At 46.3% G+C, this 22,385-nt stretch carries 18 protein-coding genes and 1 riboswitch; of the genes, 8 read left to right on the top strand and 10 right to left on the bottom strand.

What is annotated here, in order from left to right:
• The first annotated feature begins 59 nt into the window (after positions 1-59).
• Positions 60-575, top strand: a complete 516-nt coding sequence (locus NLX73_RS17295; protein WP_069290225.1) for a thioredoxin family protein — start codon at positions 60-62, stop codon at positions 573-575.
• Between the two features lie 198 nt (positions 576-773).
• On the opposite strand, the gene NLX73_RS17290 is transcribed toward NLX73_RS17295, so the two are convergent.
• The gene (locus tag NLX73_RS17290; protein WP_254326844.1) at positions 774-2,132 is read right to left on the bottom strand and encodes a sugar phosphate nucleotidyltransferase; all 1,359 of its coding nucleotides are present in this window, start codon (positions 2,130-2,132) and stop codon (positions 774-776) included.
• A 160-nt stretch (positions 2,133-2,292) separates the two neighbouring features.
• Here NLX73_RS17290 and NLX73_RS17285 point away from each other — a divergent pair, with 160 nt between their 5' ends.
• Entirely contained in the window at positions 2,293-2,988 is a 696-nt protein-coding gene (locus NLX73_RS17285) for a response regulator transcription factor (RefSeq protein ID WP_254326804.1), read from the top strand.
• A 42-nt stretch (positions 2,989-3,030) separates the two neighbouring features.
• Here the strand turns inward: NLX73_RS17285 and NLX73_RS17280 are convergent, their stop codons facing one another.
• The 3 genes from NLX73_RS17280 to NLX73_RS17270 are packed head-to-tail and all read right to left on the bottom strand — an operon-like array spanning position 3,031 to position 9,691.
• On the bottom strand, positions 3,031-7,461 hold the full coding sequence (locus NLX73_RS17280) for a nucleoporin NDC1 (RefSeq protein WP_254326803.1): 4,431 nt from the start codon (positions 7,459-7,461) through the stop codon (positions 3,031-3,033).
• Positions 7,462-7,511: 50 nt separating this feature from the next.
• Positions 7,512-9,245 carry an ATP-binding protein gene (locus NLX73_RS17275; RefSeq protein ID WP_254326802.1) on the bottom strand — a complete coding sequence of 578 codons (1,734 nt, stop codon included), beginning with the start codon at positions 9,243-9,245 and terminating at the stop codon, positions 7,512-7,514.
• Positions 9,242-9,691 carry a hypothetical protein gene (locus NLX73_RS17270; RefSeq protein WP_254326801.1) on the bottom strand — a complete coding sequence of 150 codons (450 nt, stop codon included), beginning with the start codon at positions 9,689-9,691 and terminating at the stop codon, positions 9,242-9,244. The genes NLX73_RS17275 and NLX73_RS17270 overlap by 4 nt, the downstream gene beginning before the upstream one ends.
• 45 nt (positions 9,692-9,736) lie before the next feature.
• Here NLX73_RS17270 and NLX73_RS17265 point away from each other — a divergent pair, with 45 nt between their 5' ends.
• Entirely contained in the window at positions 9,737-10,441 is a 705-nt protein-coding gene (locus NLX73_RS17265; protein ID WP_061828841.1) for a response regulator, read from the top strand.
• Here NLX73_RS17265 and NLX73_RS17260 read toward each other — a convergent pair.
• From NLX73_RS17260 to NLX73_RS17245, 4 genes are read right to left on the bottom strand one after another with little or no spacing between them, the layout of a single operon-like run.
• The gene (locus NLX73_RS17260; RefSeq protein WP_254326800.1) at positions 10,409-11,320 is read right to left on the bottom strand and encodes a glycosyltransferase family 2 protein; all 912 of its coding nucleotides are present in this window, start codon (positions 11,318-11,320) and stop codon (positions 10,409-10,411) included. The genes NLX73_RS17265 and NLX73_RS17260 overlap by 33 nt on opposite strands.
• Positions 11,280-12,506 carry a glycosyltransferase family 4 protein gene (locus NLX73_RS17255; RefSeq protein WP_254326799.1) on the bottom strand — a complete coding sequence of 409 codons (1,227 nt, stop codon included), beginning with the start codon at positions 12,504-12,506 and terminating at the stop codon, positions 11,280-11,282. Before NLX73_RS17255 ends, NLX73_RS17260 begins: the two co-directional genes overlap by 41 nt.
• On the bottom strand, positions 12,490-13,755 hold the full coding sequence (locus tag NLX73_RS17250) for a polysaccharide biosynthesis protein (RefSeq protein WP_254326798.1): 1,266 nt from the start codon (positions 13,753-13,755) through the stop codon (positions 12,490-12,492). The genes NLX73_RS17255 and NLX73_RS17250 overlap by 17 nt, the downstream gene beginning before the upstream one ends.
• Before the next feature lie 4 nt (positions 13,756-13,759).
• Entirely contained in the window at positions 13,760-14,881 is a 1,122-nt protein-coding gene (locus NLX73_RS17245; protein WP_254326797.1) for a glycosyltransferase, read from the bottom strand.
• A 397-nt stretch (positions 14,882-15,278) separates the two neighbouring features.
• Between NLX73_RS17245 and NLX73_RS17240 the strand changes: the two genes are divergently transcribed.
• The 5 genes from NLX73_RS17240 to thiE all read left to right on the top strand — a co-directional run bounded on the left by NLX73_RS17240 (position 15,279) and on the right by thiE (position 20,475).
• Complete coding sequence (locus NLX73_RS17240; protein ID WP_254326796.1) at positions 15,279-17,000, top strand: NAD-dependent malic enzyme; 1,722 nt, start codon at positions 15,279-15,281, stop codon at positions 16,998-17,000.
• A 92-nt stretch (positions 17,001-17,092) separates the two neighbouring features.
• Positions 17,093-17,195, top strand: a riboswitch (TPP riboswitch).
• Positions 17,196-17,331: 136 nt separating this feature from the next.
• The gene (gene tenA, locus NLX73_RS17235) at positions 17,332-18,021 is read left to right on the top strand and encodes a thiaminase II (protein WP_069290235.1); all 690 of its coding nucleotides are present in this window, start codon (positions 17,332-17,334) and stop codon (positions 18,019-18,021) included.
• A gap of 74 nt (positions 18,022-18,095) precedes the next feature.
• Positions 18,096-18,938, top strand: a complete 843-nt coding sequence (gene thiM, locus NLX73_RS17230) for a hydroxyethylthiazole kinase (protein ID WP_172828269.1) — start codon at positions 18,096-18,098, stop codon at positions 18,936-18,938.
• On the top strand, positions 18,935-19,765 hold the full coding sequence (gene thiD, locus NLX73_RS17225; RefSeq protein WP_069290237.1) for a bifunctional hydroxymethylpyrimidine kinase/phosphomethylpyrimidine kinase: 831 nt from the start codon (positions 18,935-18,937) through the stop codon (positions 19,763-19,765). Before thiM ends, thiD begins: the two co-directional genes overlap by 4 nt.
• On the top strand, positions 19,762-20,475 hold the full coding sequence (gene thiE / locus NLX73_RS17220; RefSeq protein ID WP_069290238.1) for a thiamine phosphate synthase: 714 nt from the start codon (positions 19,762-19,764) through the stop codon (positions 20,473-20,475). Before thiD ends, thiE begins: the two co-directional genes overlap by 4 nt.
• Here thiE and NLX73_RS17215 read toward each other — a convergent pair.
• Both NLX73_RS17215 and NLX73_RS17210 read right to left on the bottom strand, forming a co-directional pair.
• A complete protein-coding gene (locus NLX73_RS17215; protein WP_080682975.1) occupies positions 20,420-20,587 on the bottom strand; it encodes an aspartyl-phosphate phosphatase Spo0E family protein in 168 nt (55 codons plus the stop codon). The genes thiE and NLX73_RS17215 overlap by 56 nt on opposite strands.
• Positions 20,588-20,885: 298 nt before the next feature.
• Entirely contained in the window at positions 20,886-22,304 is a 1,419-nt protein-coding gene (locus NLX73_RS17210) for a helix-turn-helix domain-containing protein (protein WP_254326795.1), read from the bottom strand.
• Positions 22,305-22,385 lie beyond the last annotated feature (81 nt).

The following is a 22,385-nucleotide window of genomic DNA, read 5'->3' as shown; positions in this document are numbered from 1 at the left end:
GCTAGAAATGGAAATATCATTTACTGTAAGTGTAAGTTTGTAAAAAAAGGAGGATTTCTGTGAAAAAAGGATATATCGCCGGGTTAAGTGTCATTGTATTACTTATCATTGGTATCGCTATTTCAGCTGTAGCTAAATTTCAAGACCTAGAGCAGGTTGTTCAACAAAAAGACAAAGAAATCCAAGCGAGCAAAAGCAATTACCCGGAAATATATGACCACTTGAATGCGGTTACATTTGAAAATTTTAAGAGTTTAATTCAACAGGATCGAAGTGTACTTGTCTATGTCGGCAGACCCAGTTGTGGCGACTGCAACCGGTTTGAGCCTAACTTTAACAAGATGATTGAGCAGTATAATCTAGGCTCTAAAATTACTTTTTTGAACGTTCACAAAATCCATAAGGACAAGTCCCAATGGAATAAATTCAAAGAGGATTACAATATAAAATACACCCCCACCATTGCAGAATTCAGAAACGGCAAACTGGTTGATAAAATAGAATGGACACCTAAAAGAGACCTCAGTACGGACGCCGTAAAAGAGTGGCTGACTTCCAAGAAAATTATTTTATAAGTCTCTTTTCTATTCATTTCATTACAAACAAAAAGAACTATTTATGCAAAAAAAGGTATTCATGTATATAACTCATGAATACCTTTTCTTAGGAATGCACAGGTCATCTAAGCTCTAATAAAAAATAGTTCCTCCTACTCTTCACTGCCTTCTGATAAACCTCGTTCGTATCTATCAGTCCCTATAATGGTAGACACTTCATAGAGTATGGTCGTCAATCGAATCAGGAAATTCATATCGGATAATATCTGTTTCGGATACGATATGTCCGATTTGTGACTCAATGAATTCTAAATCTCCCTCTACTGCCCCTATAAAATGCTTTGTACCGGGTTCTACGACAATAATCTCACCTGGGCTGACTATCTGTGTCACGCCATTGATAGAGACACTTCCGGTTCCAGAAACTATGGTCCATACTTCTTTACGGTACTGGTGCTCATGATAGCTGATAAATCTTCCGTTCGATATGACCACGCGTTTGGTCACTGTCTGCAATCCACTTGCCGCCTGCTGATGGGATAATACAGTTTGCTTTCCCCAGAAGCGCTCCTCAAAACGCGGGCCGATTTCAATTTCCGCCACCATATCCTTAATTCCTGTTGACGACTGTCGATCCGTAACCAACACGCCATCTGGACCAGCAACGACAATTATGCCTGGGACATTCCAGATGCTAACCGGAATCTCCAGTTCATTGATGATATGCGAGTCATGTGAAGCTTCTGAAATATATCCCGGGCCACTTAGCTTCGAACTTACTTCCCGCACCAACGAATCCCATGTGCCCAAGTCTCTCCACTCTCCATGGTATGGAAGCACGGAGAGCTTATGAGTATGCTCTACTACCGCAATATCGAAGCTAGTTTTAGGCAAGTCTGCATAATTTGTCGAAAGAGAATTGTAGTCGGCTGGTAAACCCATTTGCTCCAGAATATCCAACAAAAAGCCCAGTCTAAAAGCAAACACCCCGCAATTCCATAAGGCCCCTTCACGGATCAATGCTTCTGAACGGATCAGATCCGGCTTTTCTACAAATGAACTAACTCTATAATATGGCTGGTCAAGTGAAGAAGAGGCTGAAGGCACAATATATCCGTATTTATCAGAAGGCTCCGTTGGAGCAGCCCCCATTAATGCGATATGGCTTCCTGATTGCTCTAATATTGAAGGAAGCCTGCGCAGATGCTCAAAAAATTCATCCCCCGCATACCCGTCCACAGGCATGACCCCTACGATCTCGTCGCGTGATGCCCCTGCAACGTCATGCAAGTAGGCCGTAGCCAGGGAAATGGCCGGGAAGGTATCCCGCTGAGTCGGCTCCTCAATGACTACAGCATCTCCGCCAATTTGCCCCCGGATCAGCTCGGCCTGAGTTCCACTCGTCGAAAAATAGGCCTCATCTGCCAAATTCGCCTCATCTAATTGCCTCCATATTCGTTGCAGCATACTTTCGGGCCGTTCGTCGTGACGTAGTATGGAAAGAAACTGCTTGGGACGGTTCACATTGGATAAGGGCCATAGACGTTTTCCCGAACCTCCAGATAATAAAATCATTCGCAAAGATGCAACCTTCTTCCTGTAAATTAATATTTTTCTTTCATTATAGGACTGTTCAATTTTCGCATTTCTGCCGAATACATAAGTATGTATTATCGTGGAAAATACATGATTATGCACTGCTATTGTATCTTTGTCTGTACAGGAGATGTCAGTCATGCCCATAAAAATACTCGTCATTGAAGATCAAAAAAGTTTGGCAGATATGATTGCTCTTCATCTTCAGGAGGAAGGCTATCATACCGAGCTTATTTATGACTCTAAACTTGCAATTCCTACACTTATGCGTTTTAAGCCGGATATTATTGTGACCGCTCTGATGTTTTCCGGTAAAGTCGAATGTGCGCTGATCAGCCAAATCCGCCAATTTACCATAGTCCCTATGCTGGTCATCTCTAATAACACCGTGCTGAATATAAGAATAAAGGCTCTGGATGACGGAGCAGATGACTTCTTATGCAAGCCGTTCAGTCTGATAGAGTTAAATGCCCGCATCAAAGCCCTGCTGCGCCGCTGCGGCCGCAACATGCTCACTGAATCGCAAACGGTAACTCAAAAGATTAAAAAGGTAAGGATTTGGGTGAATGATTACCGTCATTGTCTGTTAGTCGATGACCAAGAAATAGAAGTTACTCAAATCGAATTTTCTATTATAAAAGAGATGTCCTGCTATCCAGGTAAAGTCTTTACCCGCAGTGAGCTGATGGATCGGATCAAAGGCGGAGATGGCGCTTATCTGGATCGCACTATCGACGTACATATTTCCAGCCTCCGCAAAAAAATAGAACGTGACCCTAAAAATCCTCAGCACATCCGTACTGTATGGGGCAGAGGCTACAAATATGAGATGTAGCCGTATCATGGCTACCCATTTCCCCACTGAGCAGCTTGCTTTTTATGGAAGATTTCGCTTCTTCCATCGCCGATAAGGAAGAAAACAAGCTGCTCCACCCAGTATCCCTATGAGGAACAGCACCCAGCCGAAACGGTAGGCGGAAGCCAAAATAACGACGACCTTCCCGTTTCCGTTACCATCGGTAATGAATCCGGTAGTCACTCCATTGACGGACAGACGGGCTCGCTGATTTTCGCTACCCAGCCTGAACTCCCACAGTGGATTGGGTGATTCGGTCTCCCGGATCAGCACCTGTTGATGCGTTGGATTATATAGCGTAAAACTGCGTTCCATGGAATTTTCACGAGTAGCCTGAATGCTTTCCGAAGTGTGGGGAGCCATAAAAAAGGTATCCATATCCGTTCCCTCAAACAACGTAAATTGATCCACAGTAATCATCGCTTGATAAGGGATGATGGAATATTGCTTCATTTGAAATAAGCCTGACTGCTTCTTGTGCGCGTGCGCCAAAATTTGAAACTGCATCAAGGCAGTTCCTGCCGGAGCTTTCACAATTTGATCGTAATGATTCCATTGTTCCTTATCTCTCTCCTCCACCTCATCAATATAGGAGGTTTGGAGAACCTGGGACGCTTTATTCAAAAAAATGACCTTCATATGCCGACTTCCAATTTGTTCTGATCGCGCATCCAACTGCACGGCATACTCTTGCAGCGGCTCTGCCTTCATTTTCTTGGACGCATAAATATTCCAGTCACAGGAATAGCTAGGTGCGTAACGGATAGACAGTCCTGTGTCCTTGATTGACAGATTCGTCTGCCCAGGTCGAATATCCGCCACACATCCGACATCCGTCGTGCTCAATGATTCCTTCGTATCCTCCCCAGGCATCACCGTCACTTCCTGCCCGCCCATTCGATGAATATCTCCAAAACGGCTCAATGACGGCACCTGACTATCCAGGACAAGGGTTAAGCGATACTTCCCCTTGGTTAGGAACAGATTTTTAAATTCGACTCGGCCATAGTCATTCAGCAGACCGGGAATCTGTATGATTTTCTTGGCAAAACCATCCTGATTGGGCACCGTTTCAATAACCTGCTTTTCGGATAAAGAGGTAGCAGGTAATCGCTTATACGACTCCCCCGTATGAATCGTTCTGGTCAACACCTCTCCAGTCTCTTCATTCGTCCACTTCATCGTTAATGACCCCTGGTACCCAGCGGGGAGATTAGCCAAAATAGCTGTGGCATAGGTTCCCGTTTTGGCGACTTCCACATCCCTGCTTAACGTCCCCTTCTGATAGCTGATTCCCCGCCCCATACTAAGTCTTGGTAAAGCACGCTCCGTCTGCACATTCCCTTCGGCGTTAAAATCGTTCTCTGCCTCCAAGGTGAAAAAGAGCTTGCCCCGCTTCAATGCCTGCTCCACGGGAAAAGATAGCTGATCTAGCTGGTCTGTAGGCACAATCGCAAATTGATTGACCGCATTAAAGCCTTGCAGGTTATTAACCGTGACCGGGGTATCTCCTTTGGGAAAGGCATGCACTCCCAGATCGACCCATTGGAATTGGTTTAAACCATCATCCTGAGTTTTGATATTAACCACTTTGTCCGGCAGCGTGACTTGCAATTTCCCGCCTGCCTTATTCATAAACACTCTAGCATATACATGCGAGGTTTGAGGTTGATCCAGTTTTTTGTGCATCGTAAACGTGTTAGGCTTGCTGTATTGCCCCAAATCACGCAGCTGGATATCATGAATCCACCAGTAATTTTTTTGCTGTGGACGCTGTAAGGTTAACAAATCCATTCGCATCCAATAGCTGCCTGGTGGCGAAACGTATTCCCCGTAAAATTTCACACTGTCAAAATTATATCCCTCCGAGGGCGCCACGACATAGCTAACCCCCAGCTCACGCATTTGCTTATCGTAAAATCTCATTTTTACATGCATTTTGTTCGTCCCGCGGCCAGAAACAGTGATTTGGAACTGATACGGATTATTCTCCTTGGCTTCCAGCAAACCCGATCTAGCGACCTGCCATATATTACTCGGGTCTCCCTTCATAATTTCGCCATGCAGAGTGGGCACATCATTCAATTCCTCACGGGGATTAGCCTGCACACTAAACAACTGCGGATTATCCGGCTTGAAGAAGGTTTCGGTCCGCAACATGGAATCAAAGTCCACGACCGTCTTCCCTTCGATGCTGCTCATCTGATACGGGGCCACATCTAGCTTCTTACTAGCAAAGGTAACCGCAATCCCTGCATCCATTTCCATATCGAACAGAAAGTTCCGTATATTTTGGGAGGATAAATACCATAACCAATCGTTGGTCGAGGCAAAGGTTTTGGACCATTTTAAAAAGGCATTACCATCCTCAATGGCATCAAAAGGCCGTAAGTAATCCTCTGCTGGAAGCTGTGACAACAGCAAGTCATTAAAGGACGCCGCTTCCACATAATCCCCTTTGTTAATCGTCTGGATGGTTTTTAGCTCAGGCCTTAGCGCACTGAACAGCACTCCAAAGCGGTTAAAATCAAAACCAGGCAGATGACTGTAGCTCTCCAGTCGGCTAAAACCGTAAGGTGTTACAATTTTACTCGCAAGGATGTTCATATAGGGCGGTGTCTGATCGAGATTGAATATGGAAAATAGCCCGTTTTGGTACGTACGTTTCAACCCGGTCTGACCTTCCAGCTGAGACAGGTGGAAATCCTGCCGCTTCTCCTGCCCCACATATTCATCATGGTAGACCAACTGGTTGACCCCAAAGGTGGAGAACAACCAGCCTAATCGGGAGCTTAATCCGTTGTCCATAACATACTGCAGAAAATTCATATAGTATGTAATGCCGGGATCATTCCCCTCATGATGAAAGATCGTATTTTTAGGAGAAGAGTATACCTGAAAATCTCCGGTTGCCTTCTCGTTTGCGGTCTTCCCTTTATTCCATTTGGGCGTGGCTACTCCGTTATAGCTCTGAATCATATTGTCAGCAATCGGAAAGTATAATGCCTTGCTATCGTAACGATCCGGGTCAGTCAGCTTTTCAGCCATTTGACTATAAGCCTCCGGCACTTGTACCGGCTTGTAGTACCCCTCAATGAACTGAGTACGCAAGGGAGCAAAATATACCCCGAGGCACAAGACAACGATAACTACTGCTAGCTTTTTATATACACGCTGCAACGGGGATGATCCGAACCATTCCATAAATTGAATGACACCAAAGGTCAGCAACACCCCGAAATTAAGGGCAATCAGTCCAATAAATTTGTTAGGGTCACGGAAAACCGAACCAATCACAGGGGTTTTCGTAACCAAAATGACAAACCACTTGGCAATGGATGGGAACGTCGTCCCGGTAGCTGCAACTAGAAACAGTAGCGTAAGTAGCGAGAAGATCAGAATAATCGGATTTTTATGTGAACGTGTCACCATCGCATATCCGATCAATAGCAACAAAAATCCCCCTCCTACATAAAACATGCTAGGCAGTGAGGAAAAGGAAAACATAGGCCACCAATAGCTCAGTAAATAACCTACGTTATATAAACTGCTGTTGCGGCTGAACAGAGACAACGTATCCACGACGTTGATATTATGCTGAGACGCTTGAGCGTCCATCAACATGCTACCGACATATAGAGACAACCAATAAAAACTGAGCAGACCAAAAAAGACGCCAAAAATGATCCCTTTACGCAAAAAATTGCCGTATAACGGCTGCAAATAGCTGCGACCAGCCTTTCGGTGGGTCCAGGTTAGTTTGATCAGTAGCAACAAGGTGAACAATCCCAAATAAATCATGCCAAAGAAAAAATAATGAATGGCCGCAGCACTAACGGTGAATACCGCAGCCAACAGGAACAGGTCGATCCAGTTCCGTTGATAAAGCTTGTGGGGATGATAGTTTTTTATTTGTTGAATTTGAAACTTGGGGTCCACCGCACTAAAGAAGAATCGCAGCATTAACGGAAACAAACTATATCCACAGAGCAAATAAATATGCTGAATGCGGAAAATAACCCACGGATTCAGCGCATAAAACAACGAGCCGACCATGATGGCAAAAATACGGGTCTTCGTAAAGCTTGGTGAATAATACACGCTAACCAGACGCTTGGCAAAGGCATACATCGAAAATGCCGAAACAAATAACAAGCCTGTAATAAACGACTTGAGCAAGACCGGGCCGCTTTCGTCAAATAAGAGTGACAGTCCATAGAAGGGCAAGATGTACAGGATACGTGGAGCATTGAACAAGGTCGAGGTAGACCATCGCTCGTTCCATACTCCGGTTATTTCCTCCAGATACCGATGAGAGGTGGCTCCAAAAGCAATGTCGCTAAACACAATTTGCCCTGGTCCATAGATGGGTGCAAGATATGCAACAATCGCAATCAGCATCAACATCATTGCCGCCATATCGTAGCGGTAGCGAAATATCCATTTTTTCATGCTTGTCCCCCTCTCTTGAACTTCTCGTATATCTGTCGGTTATCTTGGGCCTATCTTCTCAAACGAACGATTGCCTGCAAGCCCTGATCGGTATTACGCAGCTTTAAACGACCGCCTATGGTCTTCAGGTACGCATCCATATGATACAGGCTGAACGCATGCTCCTGCGAGTTTTGGGAATAGTCTGGCTGGAAATAGCTCCAACGCATTTTATCATCAATCCCGCCGCCCGTGTCTTCAATGTTAATAATAATTTCTCCTTCTTCCAGCCGTGAACTAACCTTAAGCACTTGAGATTGCCGCTTGGACCGCAGACCTGTTCGGCCCTTTTCCTGATTCTCAGGCTGCTCCCCACCTTGGCCCATGGCCTGCACTGCATTTTCCAGCAGCCCCTGAATCGTTTTGTACAGCATGGGTGCTTGTGCTGCAATTGATGGAACAGGCTCTTGCCGCAAGATCACTTGAATGTTCTTCATGTTCAATGAACGGTTCGCCCATTTCAGCGACTCAGACAATACTTCATTCATATCTGTAAAGCTAATTCCACTATTATCATGCATCTTCTCTTCCAACTCATCGCGCAAGCTACGAACTCCCGTCAGTAACTCTCCCAGTGAGGATTCCTGTCTGAGACGACCCTGGATGAAATTTTCATTCAACTCGCGAAAATACTCCAGTTCCTCATGAGAGGCTCCTTTTCCCTGACTCGAAGCCGCTTCAAAGCGGTTTGCTAGATCATGATAAAATCCCAGTAGCTTCAAATCATCACCGCCTGTGAGACGGCTAGTCTGCTCTTGCAGCTCTTGTAGTTGCTGCTCAATCGTCTGCATTAACGGCAAATAATAGGTGTCCTGCTGCTGTCGCATATCTTCATCTCGCCGTTGGTCACGCACCTGATTGTTCACGATGGCATCCTTTACAATCCGTTTGCGAAACTGTACGAGCATGGCCCACAGAATGAACAATATCAAAACCATGACCATCCATAACTGTTTGCGAAAGGAGTTGATTCGCTGAGCTGTATCCTCACTGACATCCTTAACCGATATGTAAAGGGCCTCTTCCCCAATGCGGCTGAATCCTATTCCGTGTTTCTCTCCGCCATCTTCGATGATACCTGTATTGCCTTCCAGCAACCTACGGGTTACGCCCGTGATGTCCGTTCGGTTAATATCCGAAGTACTTCGGGAAGCTACGACCTTAAATTGACCGTTATAAAATAAAGTCTCATGCTGGTTAATCGGTTTACTTTTAATAATCCCGCTGAGCATATCAGCGTCAACCGTACGCACCATAAAACCGCCCATCTGCGCCCCTTGAATCCTGCATACTATATACTGGGCAGGCTGATGATCCTCTGTCACAAAAGAGCTTACTGCACAACCATTTTGCAGCCATTTAATCTGCTGGACTACACTTTTCATCTCACGATTGTCTCGTCCGACCATCACATGATACTGCTCATCCAGCACATAAAAGGCCCCGCTTTCACGCTTAAAACCCTCAGGATACTGGCGTGTTCCCTGATTCAGCATATCTCTGCCCAGACTGGACGACAGCTCCTTCAGTTCAGCCTGCCATGCGGCATAACGCTCGGTTATGCTGCTAGAAAGTTCCTGTACCTCATACTGGAGCTGTTCGTTCTGAATCTCCGCCAAGTGAACACTGAATTGTCGCACGACAAACCATTGAAGCACAGCGGCCAAAAACACTGTCACACCCAGAACGATCAGGTACAGGATCAGCTTTTGCCAACCTGGTTTCAACAAAGCCCATTGTTTCATGCTTCCCTGTCCCCTCCATTTTGTTCAAGACGGTTCAAAATAGCCTGCATCAGGCATTCCAGCTCGTAGCTGACCAGCGGTAGCCGTGCGCACAGCAACCGGGGAGTGCGACGCTGGAGGGCAGCAAACCTCGCAGCGGTTTCCGTTGCCCCGTCCGTCAGTAGGATCAACTCGCATGTTTTTGCGATATATAAGCGATCCAGCTCTTCCTCGCCGTATTCTCGCAGATCAACAACGTAAATATCATGACGATCGTCCATATGCTGAAGTGCGCTGGAGACAGCCAGGGTCACCCCTGTATGCCGTGCAGCATGATACTGATGAAGGAGACGCATACCTTTTTCCCAGAGGGCATGTTCAGCCGAATCAAATCGTTCACAAAAAAGACGCAACGCCCGTTCTGTATTGACATCTTTCAAAAATGCCAAAACGCTGATATTATACATGTAGTTCCTCATTTCTTACTTCCTGATTGGAGTTGCGCAGTTCTTATGACACCCCAAAACATTCTATTTGTTGACGACAGCCCTATGGTTCTGTCCCTGCTCGAACGGACCTTGACGCAAGAAGCATTTAACTTACATACCGCTCACACGCCCAAAGAAGCCTTACAAGTGCTGGAACAGCACCCGATTGATGTAGTCGTTTCCGATCTGCTCATGCCTGGTCTGGATGGGATTACCTTCCTTCGCATGATTAAGAAGGATTATCCACATATCGTACGAATCATTTTGTCTGGTCACCTGCATACGCAGTCCATTTTATCGGCGATTAATCAAGTCGGTGTGTTCCGTTTTTTGACGAAACCGCTGGAGTTGGATGATGATACGCTAAAAAAAATACTGTATGAGGCGCTTGATCAGGCCAAACTCAACCGAAATAGCCTGCATGCAGAACAGAACGTAGCTTCCGACCTGTCAGCATTTATAGACAGCATTTTGAACGCTCCGTACCGACCCTATGTGCTACTGAATGAACAAGATATCGTAACCGCTGTACACATTGCACTCGCTGAGCTGTATCCTGTCGGCTGCTCACTACGTCATCCTGACGGGGAAGGTATTCAGTTAACCACGCATTCATTATATATACCGTATGAGGAGTCGGAATCTTCCGATCCCGACCTGTACACGCTGGATACGCTGACCCTTGGCCATTCATCGTTACGCCTTATCCGCCTTAGCGAGATCGCCTGAGTGACGGGTGCCGCCCTTTAACACGGCGGCTACCCCAATCACAGTCAGGCATACATACATCCACAACATCCCCATCGTCAGCAAGGGGTGACGGATATAGTTTTTCAAATTCCCCCATGTGTACAGCACCGGACGGAAGAAGTACCAACGTTCCAGCGCCTTTCGCAATCCGCCCTTTTCAGATGACATCGTACGATCCATCACCGAAAAGTAGTAGGCTTTTTTACGTAATACATCGTGCAGATACACCTGTTTTTCATCATGATATACCCGTGTAAATACCGCCCGGCGAATAACTCCGCCAGACTCTATATAACGCAAGGTTGGCTGTATTTCTTCAAAAGCAATCTGCTCCGCATTAAACCCGCCCGTCGATTCATAAGCGCTCATTCGCCAGAAGCGTGCCGCTTCAATGGAGCGTTTTCCCAAGGTCTCACCCGCGTTATTAATCACATTTCGCTCAAAAACTTTCACTTTGGAAAAAAAATTGTCCGCTTCCGAATACGCCTCCTCCGGAATGACCAAGGCGCCAATATCCTGATGATCGTCAAAAAAGTCGATGCTCTGCTGAATCAGATGCTCGGCTAAAATCATATCGGAATCCAATACAAATATGTATTCGGCCCCCAAGTGTTTTGCTTCCTCAACCGCCCTGACCCTAGCGACTCCCCGCTCCCCATGGGGAAGCTCCAGTATCGTTACGGGTACTGAACTCCCTGCCGACAGCATACGAATCGTCTCGACGGTCCGATCATTGGAGCCATCATCAGCAATTACAATATGCAGATCCTTGTAATTTTGCCCCATACAGCTTCGCAAACAAGGCTCTATCGTCCGCTCATTGTTGTACGTGGAGAAGAGAATGACCACTTTGTCCACTCTGTTCCGCCTCCTCTACCCAATCTTCCATCAACTGCTCAAACGCAGCAGCCGTATGATCAAAATGGAATCTTAACGCATATTGATACGCCCGCTCACGGATGGCCATGTAATCTTCGCCGCCCTTCGCTGCTCTTTCCATTTGTTCAGATAATCCCCGGATGTCGCCGTGAAAGCATAGATACCCGCTTTTTCCGAAATCCGTTGCATCCACCAGCCCCGGTGAATTGCTGACAATGCTGGGCGTTCCAACGGCTGCCGCTTCGGTAATCGTCAACCCCCAGCCTTCACGCAAGGAAGGAAACACCAGCGCGTGGGCACGACTCATCAACTCCAGCTTATGCTCTGCTGAAACAAATCCGTAAAAGGTAATATCGGCTTGCGATTGCCCCTGTTCATCCGGTTCTTCGTATGTTAATCCATATCGTTTCATAATCGGCAACAATTGTTCTGCCACATAGGTTTTATCGGTTTTTCCGGCAATCCATAACATAGCCTGAGGGAACTTTTCCTTGAGCTGCCCAAAGGCCTCAACAACCAGATCAATGCCTTTATATTTGACGAAGCGCCCAGCATACATGAAGGTCGGATTAGGCTCCTTCGTTAAAAATTGTTCGCGCGGCCAATGATCAAACTCAATGCCTTCCGGTAAAAGATGGACACGATCCGGGTGAAAGCCCAGCTTAAGTAGATCGTATCGAGTAGACGGAGATACCGTAAGCGTTCGATCCTTACGGGCCAGCTTAAGCATCAAGGGCTCCATATGAAACCCAATAACATTTAGCGGGAATTTGGCGTTCTCAAACCATATTTCCCTTGTTAGCTGATGTATGAAAAAAATCCGCTTGGATGCCTCCACCCAAAATCGGGTAAAGAATTGATGCGTATTCGCCTGGTTAATCACATAGTCGATCTTCCTTCGATGACGACGGTAATAGCGCATCGCATAATAAATAACACTGTATATGTTCCCTTTTCGAATATACGTAATACCGTCAATAACTTCATGCTCAGGCATCCCCTCAAATTGAGGTGAAAAATGAATGAATTGGAAGCGGCCTTGCTGTGAGCGTTTAAGCATTTCGTGGGTGAAAATTTCTGCTCCCCCGCTTTTAGGTGAACGAATGTCACGCCAGGAAAGCAATAGAACTACGGTTTTACCGTCCTGTTCATGTATGGTATTCATGGGGTAAATCCCCCTTTATCTTTATTTTGAACAAATGTACATAGGCGTCTATCACAAAGTAGAGAGCCATAGCCCCGTAAACAATGAACTCAGATAGCAAAAAATCTACCGGATCTGTGTGGGCAATATGAAAGGCTACTAATAAAGCCGCGGCTCCTGCCATCAAACTGAACATAAATTTGCGTCTGCCCACCAATACGTGCACATGTACAAAAAACAGCACGATGGAAAATAGCCAGTACACCCATCCTCCCCATGGAATATAGGCCTCAGCCGATTGGTAAGAGGCTCCGAATAATATAGAAATAGAGGATGGAAACACAAAGGTCGTGCCCACATATACACAGATCGCAGCTACAGCCATTAATGCGGCATAGACGGCAATCAACTTGCCCAAAGCTTGGCGGTCATGCCCCTGTGCACCGATCTTTGGAATAAAGGCAGCAATGAGGCTATACGAAACGTAATAGACCAACTGGCTGTACTTCAGTGCAATGGCATAGCTGCTGGCCTGCTCGGGAAAGTAATGCTGTACATACAACATGTCGATGGAGATACAAAACAAAATGAATAAATTTGTCATAAGGCTATCGGTGAAATCCTGACTCAATGATTTCCATAGCCCAGAAGGGATATGTTCTCTACCGTATGTGAATAAGGACAAGCCACGAGCCGAAACGATCCAGCCGTGGAGCAGCGACAGTAACATTCCCCCACAGCTCGCTAACAGTAGGGCTTCCAGCTTTAACCCCAGTGCAGCCAGGACAAAAAACAGGCTCAGCTTCCCTAATACCTCAATGTAATAGTTCACATTGAGCGCCAACATGCGTTCCCTGCCCTGTAAATCTCCGCGGCACGAACTCACAAGAATATGCAGTCCGATCAAGCCATACAGCATGAACAGCGGGCCGGATTCGACGCCTAATAGCGAACGCAGTAACGGATGAAAGATGAGTAAAATGATCATGGCAAGCACGGTTAGCACCAGAGGTGCTTTGAGTAATAGAGAACCGAGCGGTAAGCTTCGTAGCGCAAGCTTTTGGTCTCCCTTAGAGACCAGTTTGGCAGTTAATAGCTGGATGGATAAACCCAAAACGGATAAAAGCGCAAAAAGCGCCAGCAGCGCATTCGCCTGGCCATAAGCTTGTCCGGTAAGATACCAGCTCGCTGCAATGTGGAAGAAAAAATTAAATCCGTTAAGCAGCACATTAAAGAGAGGAAACATCAACGATCGCAATCGGTTGTTCACGTTGTTATCTCACCCGCCGATCCAGTCGCCAAATATCAATGATGGAGCGCAAAAAACGAATAGAATCCTTCCAGACATGGATGTGCGAGCCATCCCGGTCAATACATTTGACGGGTAATTGCAGTACACGAAGCTGGAGTCGCTTGGCAATAAACATCATTTCCAAATCCAACGCCAGTCCGAGCTGTTCCTTTAAATGCGGAAACATTCGCTTCACTGCAACCGAACTCATCACTTTAAGCCCAGTCTGGGAATCCACCACACCTGTGGGTAAAAAAGGACGGGAAATGACTCGCTTACCAAAGCTGACGACAGATCGCAATAAAGATCGATTCTCAGCGGTCATATCCTTGGTTCCGATCACGACATCATAATAGCCCTGCTGAACAACATTAATCATTCTGGCAATATCCTCAATAAAAAAGGAGTCATCTGCGTCCACAAATACGTAGTAATCCGCACCAATGGTCCGCATCCCTTCCAGATACGTCCCTGCCTTACGTGTATTGCGTCCCAATTCCCTTGTTTGAAGCAGCGGGCTAAGATTCTGATTAATCCGGTTTACGGACAAGTCCGTGGCTGCCTCCAGCGCTTTAATCAAGGCATTCGTACCATCGTAGCTGCCATCATCAATGAGATAAATCGAACCTTCAATAATATGGCTGCGGATAAAGGCTTGCAATCGTTCAGCAAAGGTTTTGACATGAACAAAACGTTGCTCTTCGTTATATACAGACAAGATAAATGCAATATGTTGGCTTTTGGTCGAATACTCGGGATAGAGCAAGCTTTGTATTTCCGAAAGCATTTCTTCGGTGTTATTGGCTTGCCAAAATAGCAGGCGCAAACGGCCTACTCCGGTGATTTGTACCATATGCTGATCACTGAACGGAAATGTTACATCCGTCACCAGTAACAATGGCATTTGCGGAAATTGGCTACGGATCTGATTGGCTCTCCGTACTGCTTGCCCCGGCTCCCTATAATCAATCAGGCAACAACATGCGCCCTCGTAGACTGAAGCTGCCTCCGTGTCCTCGCACTGTATATATTGGTAAAAGTAAATCACATTGGGATAATCAATAGCCCTGTCGTTATCGCTAAAAATGGCTATAGGTCCCTGCACGCAAACCTCTCCTTTTCCTCCGAATAGTTCTATTTTGTTGAAAAGGAATTAAGAATGTTTTCTTAAATGGATTAAATTAATGTCCAAATACTTCATATTTTCTTAACAAAATAGCTGACACCCCATGATATATATGGAGATAAGAGAAGAAAAACTAATTTTCATATTTGATAAAAACAGAGCATTTAGACCTGATTCATTAGAACCAAAGTCATGAGGAATGGTTAGCGAATCTATATTGAAAGTTAGTTCTTTTATATCATTAGAAAGAAACAAATATGGTTATTTTGTCATAGATAAATGCAAGAATAAAACATATTTGCACGTCCATACTATGGACAACATGTCATCTTTCGTTATGAATAGTTATGAAAATGAACAGAAGGAAGGTCTTTCTATGGAAGCATTTTATGTCAATCGCGATGGGTCATTATCTACTCCATTACGGGGAAAGGATGTGTTGGCAAATCCCCTTTTGAACAAAGGTGTCGCTTTTACAGAAGAAGAACGCAAGGAGCTGGGTTTGGAAGGAATCCTTCCTCCAACCGTCCTTTCATTGGAGAAACAGAGCGTACGGGCATATCAGCAGTTTCTGGCACAACCCACCATGCTGCGAAAAAATGCTTCTCTCAACGACCTTCACAACCGAAATGTCGTACTCTACTATCGGCTGCTAACCGATCATTTGAGTGAAATGCTGCCCGTAGTCTACACGCCGACCGTAGGAACCGCGATTCAAGAATATAGTCACGAGTACAACCGCCCTGGAGGCATATATTTGTCGATAGATAACCCGAACGGTATTGGACAAGCATTCCATAATTCTGGTTTGAGCGGCCATGATGTGGATCTGATCGTCGTGACAGATTCCGAAAGTATTTTGGGAATTGGTGACTGGGGCGTCGGGGGGATTAACATTGCTATCGGCAAGCTTGCAGTGTATACGGCTGCGGCAGGCATTCATCCCGGGCGGGTGCTGCCAATTGTACTAGATGTAGGTACAAATAATGAAAAGCTGCTGAATGATCCACTGTACATCGGAAACCGCCATAAACGGGTTCGCGGAGAAGCCTATAACCAGTTTATTGATACTTTTATCAGCAAAACGTTAGCGCAATTCCCAAAGGCGCTTTTACATTGGGAAGACGTGGGTAGCGTAAATGCACGCCATATTATAGGAAAATACGGTCAAAGCATACTCACCTTCAACGATGATATACAAGGTACAGGAGCGGTGACCTTGGCTGCGATTCTTTCGGCGGTGGGTGTCACCAAGACTCCGCTGCGTGAACAAAAAATACTTGTTTTCGGCCCAGGGGCAGCAGGAATCGGTAATGCTGATCAAATTCGGGGTGCTATGATCGAGGACGGCCTTTCCGCAGAAGATTCCTTCAAGTCCTTTTGGGCCTTTGATTATCGCGGGCTGTTAATGGAAGATATGGAAGACGTATTGGAGTATCAGAAACCGTATGTGCGCAAAAAGGATGAAGTCAGCTCATGGACCCGGTCGGGTGACGGCAAAATACCACTGCTAGAGGTCATCCGTCAGGTGAAGCCTACGATATTGATTGGAACTTCCGGTGTAGCAGGTGCCTTTTCTGAAGAGATCATCAAGGAGATGGCGAAACATGTAGAACGCCCGGTCATTATGCCCATGTCCAATCCTACAAACCTTGCAGAAGCAGTACCCGAGGATTTGATCCGGTGGACCAATGGCAAAGCACTGATTGCAACCGGAAGTCCTTTTGAGCCCGTCACCTATAACGGTACGAAATTTGAGATTGGACAGGCGAACAATGCCTTTGTTTTTCCGGGACTGGGTCTGGGTGCGATTGTGGTTAAAGCCAAAAGGATTACCCCTGCGATGTTTACAGCGGCAGCAGTTGCTGTTGCCAATGGTGTAGATTCGAATACGCCTGGCGGTGCACTACTCCCTCATATCCGAAAATTACGCGAAGTTTCGTACGCTGTTGCGATTGCGGTTGCAAAAGCCGCGATACAGGATCAGGTAGCTCAGGCGCACATTTCAGATGTGGAACAGGCTATACGAGATGCAATGTGGAAACCGGAATATGCCAAGGTCAAAGCTGTGGAAAGTGTAATTCATCACCCTCACTAAGCTCAAAACACCTAACTAGAGGAAATTTCATATTTTGCACACTATGTTTGACATAGCGTATGAACGTATGTACAGTAATAGTCAAAAGAATAGAAGTCCACTAGGGGAGCCGCTATGGCTGAGACAAGAACGTATCTTGGACCCTTTGAACCTGATCTAGTTCGTACTAGCGTAGGAAAGTGGAGCCTTCGTATATAAGCTTTCAAGCGTTTTTTGCGTATTGGGCCTATTGTTGAAGCCGCTCCATTTCTCCGGGGCGGCTTTTTAGCGTTGTTCCGGAATTATATTCTTACAGGACTTCTTGCTCTTCAATTTGATGGAGGTGGGGAAATTGAGTTTTACAGAAGAACTCCGTCGGCAGGCGGACGGCATTTTTCAAGCGATTTTTGAGCACCCCTTTGTGAGAGGTATTGCTGAAGGAAGTTTGACAAGGGGACAGCTGATTCATTATGTAAAACAGGACTTTGAATATTTGAACGCCTACATGCGGATATACGGCATCGCAATCTCCAAATGCACGAATCGGGAGGACATGGCTGTATTTAATGAACAAATCTCTTTTATTCTCCACAGCGAGGTTCATCCGCATCAAAATTTCTGTGCTGTCGCAGGGGTGACCTATGAAGAGTTGCAGGGATATCCGCTCGCTCCGTCGGCTCATCACTATATCCGTCACATGCTGACGGTTGCGCATGAGGGTAGCCTGGGCGAGATCTTGGCTGTGCTGCTGCCATGTATGTGGACGTATGCCGAGATTGGTCGCAGGCTGCTGGATGAAGTAAAGCCGGATGAGTCTCATCCGTTCAATGAATGGATTGGCTTCTATGGAGACCAGCTTGATGATACAACACTCAAGTTCCGAGAACGTGTAGATGCTTGGGCGGAAGACGCAACGACTGCTGAGCAGGAGCGGATGATTGAGCATTTTATACTGAGCTGCCAGCTGGAATATAAGTTCTGGGATATGGCTTATAAGCAGGAAGAATGGCCGGTCCAGATGCAGGCAGCGGTCTTGGAATAGTCAGCCTGGCGATTCGATGCGTGAAGTACGGTTAATGCCCTGTTGAACCACCAACTATAGAGAGGATAATCATTATGAGTACATGGGAAAAAAGTTATTCGGATCTCCTGACGAAGGTACAAAACAGCAAACCCCTCGTTCACAATATGACCAATGTGGTAGTCACCAACTTTACGGCCAACGGTCTGTATGCATTGGGCGCCTCCCCGGTGATGGCCTATGCACCTGAGGAAGTAGCAGATATGGCAAAAATAGCAGGCGCCGTCGTGTTAAACATCGGTACACTGAACCGCGAACTGGTGGATGCCATGATCATTGCTGGACAATCGGCGAATGCACACGGTGTTCCGGTGCTGCTAGATCCGGTCGGTGCGGGAGCAACAAGCTTTAGAACTGAATCGGCACTGCGAATCCTGAGTGAAGTCAAAATCTCATTGGTGCGGGGCAATGCAGCCGAAGTCGCACATCTTGTTGGAGAAGCGCGTGAGATTAAAGGCGTAGATGCCGGTGACAGTGCTGACAGCGGCCATGTCGATCTGGCAATTCGGGTTGCTCGAACGCTCAATACGATGGTTGTCATTACTGGAAAAGAGGACGTCATCACTGATGGGGCCGAAGCACGAATGATTAGCGGCGGAGACGCGCTGCTCACGAAGGTAACCGGAGCAGGCTGCCTGCTGACCTCTGTGTTGGGTGCCTTTGCAGCTGTTGAACCCAACCTGCTGCTCGCAGGTACAGCAGGTTTGGCATTTTACGGTGCAGCAGCTTCTCGAGCCGCAGCACGTACCGCAGAGCTGGGGCCCGGCAGCTTCCAGATTGCCTTTCACGACGAGCTGGCCAAACTGCATACAGGTTCACTAGAGGGGCATGTCTCGATCCATGAAGCCGGAACAACAGCAGCAGGTGGTGCGCGATGACAGACGTTCGTGTACCCAGAGCGCTGACGATTGCTGGTTCGGACAGTGGCGGCGGGGCCGGAATTCAAGCCGATCTCAAAACCTTTCAAGAACTTGGCGTATACGGCATGTCGGCTATTACGGCTATTACCGTACAGAATACCTTAGGAGTCCACGGCGTATATCCGCTACCAGAGGAAGCAACAGCGGAACAGATCGAAGCCGTAGGATTAGACCTTGGAGTGGATGCCCTGAAGACTGGCATGCTGTTTAATGCCGGCATCATCCGTCTTGTGAGCGAGCAGATCCGAAAGTTCGGCTGGAAAAAGGTCGTCGTCGATCCCGTGATGATTGCCAAGGGAGGCGCTGAACTGCTGCAGCTGGAAGCGGTGCAGGCTTTGAAGGACGACCTGCTCCCCTTGGCCCTGGTCGTTACACCGAATATCCCGGAGGCGGAAGCCCTGACAGGGATCAGTATCGATACGATGGAGGATCGCCGCGAGGCTGCGAGACATATTAGCAGTATGGGACCAAAATTCGTTGTGATCAAGGGTGGCCACGCTGACGAGAGCGAGAGCAGCGGACAGATTGTTGACCTGCTTTTTGACGGAACCGCCTTTATAGAGCTGAGCGGCAAGCGAGTACGGACTGTCCATACACACGGAACAGGGTGCACTTTCTCGGCAGCGATTACCGCGGAATTAGGGAAAGGGATGTCTGTACCGGAGGCTATCTCGAATGGTAAAGCCTTCATCCAGGCGGCGATTGAGGATACGTTGTCTCTGGGACAGGGACACGGCCCAACCAATCATTGGGCCTACCGACGTCGTCAGGAGATGCTTCTATGAGCGGCAGAATATTGTCAGAGGTGGTGCGCCGCCATCTACAGATATACCTGGTGCTTGGAAGCGTGAATTGCCTCGCGGAACCAGTCTGGGTCGTGCAAGAGGCTCTGGCTGGCGGGGCAACCATGGTCCAGTTCCGAGAAAAGGGTCTCGGCGCGTTAACGGGCGTTCCTATGTTCGAACTCGCGCGCCAGCTACAGGAACTGTGCCGTCACGCTGGTGTCCCCTTCATCATCAATGACGATGTGGAGTTGGCTCTTGAACTCGACGCCGACGGTGTTCACATCGGTCAGGACGATGAATCCGCCGATTCCGTCCGCGAGCGAATCGGAAATCGAATTTTAGGCGTCTCCGCCCATACCATTGAGGAAGCACGTCGAGCCATCCTGCAAGGTGCTGATTATCTCGGCGTCGGGCCAATCTATCCCACCATCTCGAAAGATGATGCCCATGCCGTACAGGGACCGGCAATTTTATATGAGATGCGTAAAGCGGGAATTGATGTGCCGATTGTTGGGATCGGAGGTATTACAGTGGACCGTGTTGAGGAAGTCGCACGTGCAGGTGCAGATGGTGTAGCGGTGATTTCAGCCGTGACACAGACAGAGCAGGTTAGAGGTGCGGTCAAGGATTTAAAGAAAAATATGGTCTCATTTCTCAATGATCCGATCTACATGTTTGATATTGATTCAACAGATCATCCAGCTTTTTAGATTGTTCTATTACTTTGGGATGCGTTAAAAATCCATACTTTTTCTGGACCTGGTACAGTTTCTTCCTAGCCCTTTCGACACAAAGTAAAGTCACACTTTGATTCATCAGCATGATCCCTCCTATATGTCATATTTTATAACAAAAAGACGTTTTTTGGATTTTCGAATGATGCGCCTAACAAAAAAAGAACATCACAAAAGTTTGCATAAACAGCAAAGCCCCAAAATCCACGTAAAAAAGCCTCCGTCCCCCCTAATAAAGCGGGACCGAGGCTCTTTTTCATAAAAAGATTCAATGAATATTAGAACATACAACCTAACCGTTTTAAGCACCTCCAATTTGTACTTGAGGCGTTATTCTTTGATTTTGGTTATGCGACTGAACAGGCATTGATAAAATAAACAAGAAGCTAGCTGCGATGACCAGCAGAATCATTTTTTTCAACATTGTCTAACCACACCTTTTCTAATAGTTTGAAATACTCTTCCCTTGTTTCGGGAAGCGCATGTGCTTGGAAATGTGCAAAAAGTCCCGTACAGTTTATAAAATAAGTCTCATTATTTAGTATGTGAGCTTTTACCAATGCATATATTAAGTGTTTAAAGCCATCATTGAACATTCCCCGTCTTAAATAGTAATAAGCCAGTTCGTAACCAAACCATGCAAAATAATCCGGCATCACTTGTTGGGTGTACATATCAGTAGATTGTGATAGCAGAGCAAAAGAATTAATCTCCACTTCAAAACGTGAAAGGACATCATTGATATCTATTGCATATCGGTTAGCAGCTATCATAACGTTCAGCAACTTGGATAGCTTTTCATTCTCGGAAGTGATTGATGTGGATGCAATATATTCAACATAATGAGGAAGCACATTCGTATCTCCAGATAGGAGTTTATTTACATAAGTATTACCTTCTGCCCAATGCTTGAACAAGTTGACCCAGTGTTGAGTTTTCTGGTCTGTCTCGATCACCCAATCTAAATCTGCGTAGGCATTTGTAAATTGTAATGCTTGCTGATAATCGCCTTGGGCTTCACAGACACTCGCACACAGTAAATCAGCATAGGTAATGTACACAAACATCGGGCGACTCAGCCTCTTTTCAGACTCCTCCCACTCTCGCTTTTTCTGTTGATGTTTCAAAGAATATTGGATCTCCGCTTTGGCTCTCATTTTCCGAGCAGTTGCATCGAGCTTGTCCCATTCACGCAGAGAACGATACACATTCGCCAAATCTTTTAACGCATCGAGTTGATCTATTTCATTCAGACGTTCGACAAAGGGTTCAAATCGTGTAGCCGCCTTGAGATTTCGAATCTGATTGTTACCCACCTGAATGGTAAACATACGATACTGACAGATAGCCAAACGTTCAGAATGCTGGTACTTCTCGCCTTCCGCAATCCCTTCGTAGAGCAACAATGCAGCATTGTGCTGACCTTCTGCGAATAATTTTTCTGCTGCATCAAATAACTTTGGGGAATATAGAAGGTTGTCCATAATATGTCCCACTACAAGCTGGATAGCATCCAACTTGTCCAGTTCCGCACAGCGAAACAACAACGGCTCAATTCGCCTCCAATCCGGGGAACGCTCAATGATGTAGTTATCTATGTATAGTTCGTAAAAAAAACCTTCTGGTAGTCCCATAGCCCAAGTGATTCGATCAAGCTGATGTATAGCAACAGGACGATGCTTGGCAATCCAATTATTAAGTGTTCTTTGATGAACACCTGAATGTTCGGCAAATTGTGCCAGCGTCAAATTGTTTTCCCCTAAATAATCCTCTAACTTCGTCAAAATCGTAGGTGTATGTCCCAAGTCATAACCACCCTTCATACAAAAAATCCAAATTTTATACTTTCACCTCAAATTATTCACCATGTTTTAACATGTGTCAAC

Origin of the sequence: Paenibacillus sp. CH40, from assembly GCF_024213605.1 — a bacterium.
Taxonomy (GTDB): Bacteria; Bacillota; Bacilli; order Paenibacillales; family Paenibacillaceae; genus Paenibacillus; species Paenibacillus polymyxa_B.
Note: the sequence above shows the minus strand (reverse complement) of the source record. Positions and strands in the feature narration are given on the sequence as shown.

Coding starts and splice junctions, on each gene's coding strand:
- NLX73_RS17280 (WP_254326803.1), bottom strand. CDS start 7,461: ATGAAAAAATGGATATTTCGCTACCGCTACGATATGGCGGCAATGATG.
- NLX73_RS17290 (WP_254326844.1), bottom strand. CDS start 2,132: ATGATTTTATTATCTGGAGGTTCGGGAAAACGTCTATGGCCCTTATCC.
- NLX73_RS17215 (WP_080682975.1), bottom strand. CDS start 20,587: ATGCTGATGAATCAAAGTGTGACTTTACTTTGTGTCGAAAGGGCTAGG.
- NLX73_RS17285 (WP_254326804.1), top strand. CDS start 2,293: ATGCCCATAAAAATACTCGTCATTGAAGATCAAAAAAGTTTGGCAGAT.
- NLX73_RS17275 (WP_254326802.1), bottom strand. CDS start 9,245: ATGAAACAATGGGCTTTGTTGAAACCAGGTTGGCAAAAGCTGATCCTG.
- thiM (WP_172828269.1), top strand. CDS start 18,096: ATGAGTACATGGGAAAAAAGTTATTCGGATCTCCTGACGAAGGTACAA.
- NLX73_RS17265 (WP_061828841.1), top strand. CDS start 9,737: ATGACACCCCAAAACATTCTATTTGTTGACGACAGCCCTATGGTTCTG.
- NLX73_RS17255 (WP_254326799.1), bottom strand. CDS start 12,506: ATGAATACCATACATGAACAGGACGGTAAAACCGTAGTTCTATTGCTT.
- NLX73_RS17240 (WP_254326796.1), top strand. CDS start 15,279: ATGGAAGCATTTTATGTCAATCGCGATGGGTCATTATCTACTCCATTA.
- NLX73_RS17270 (WP_254326801.1), bottom strand. CDS start 9,691: ATGTATAATATCAGCGTTTTGGCATTTTTGAAAGATGTCAATACAGAA.
- thiE (WP_069290238.1), top strand. CDS start 19,762: ATGAGCGGCAGAATATTGTCAGAGGTGGTGCGCCGCCATCTACAGATA.
- thiD (WP_069290237.1), top strand. CDS start 18,935: ATGACAGACGTTCGTGTACCCAGAGCGCTGACGATTGCTGGTTCGGAC.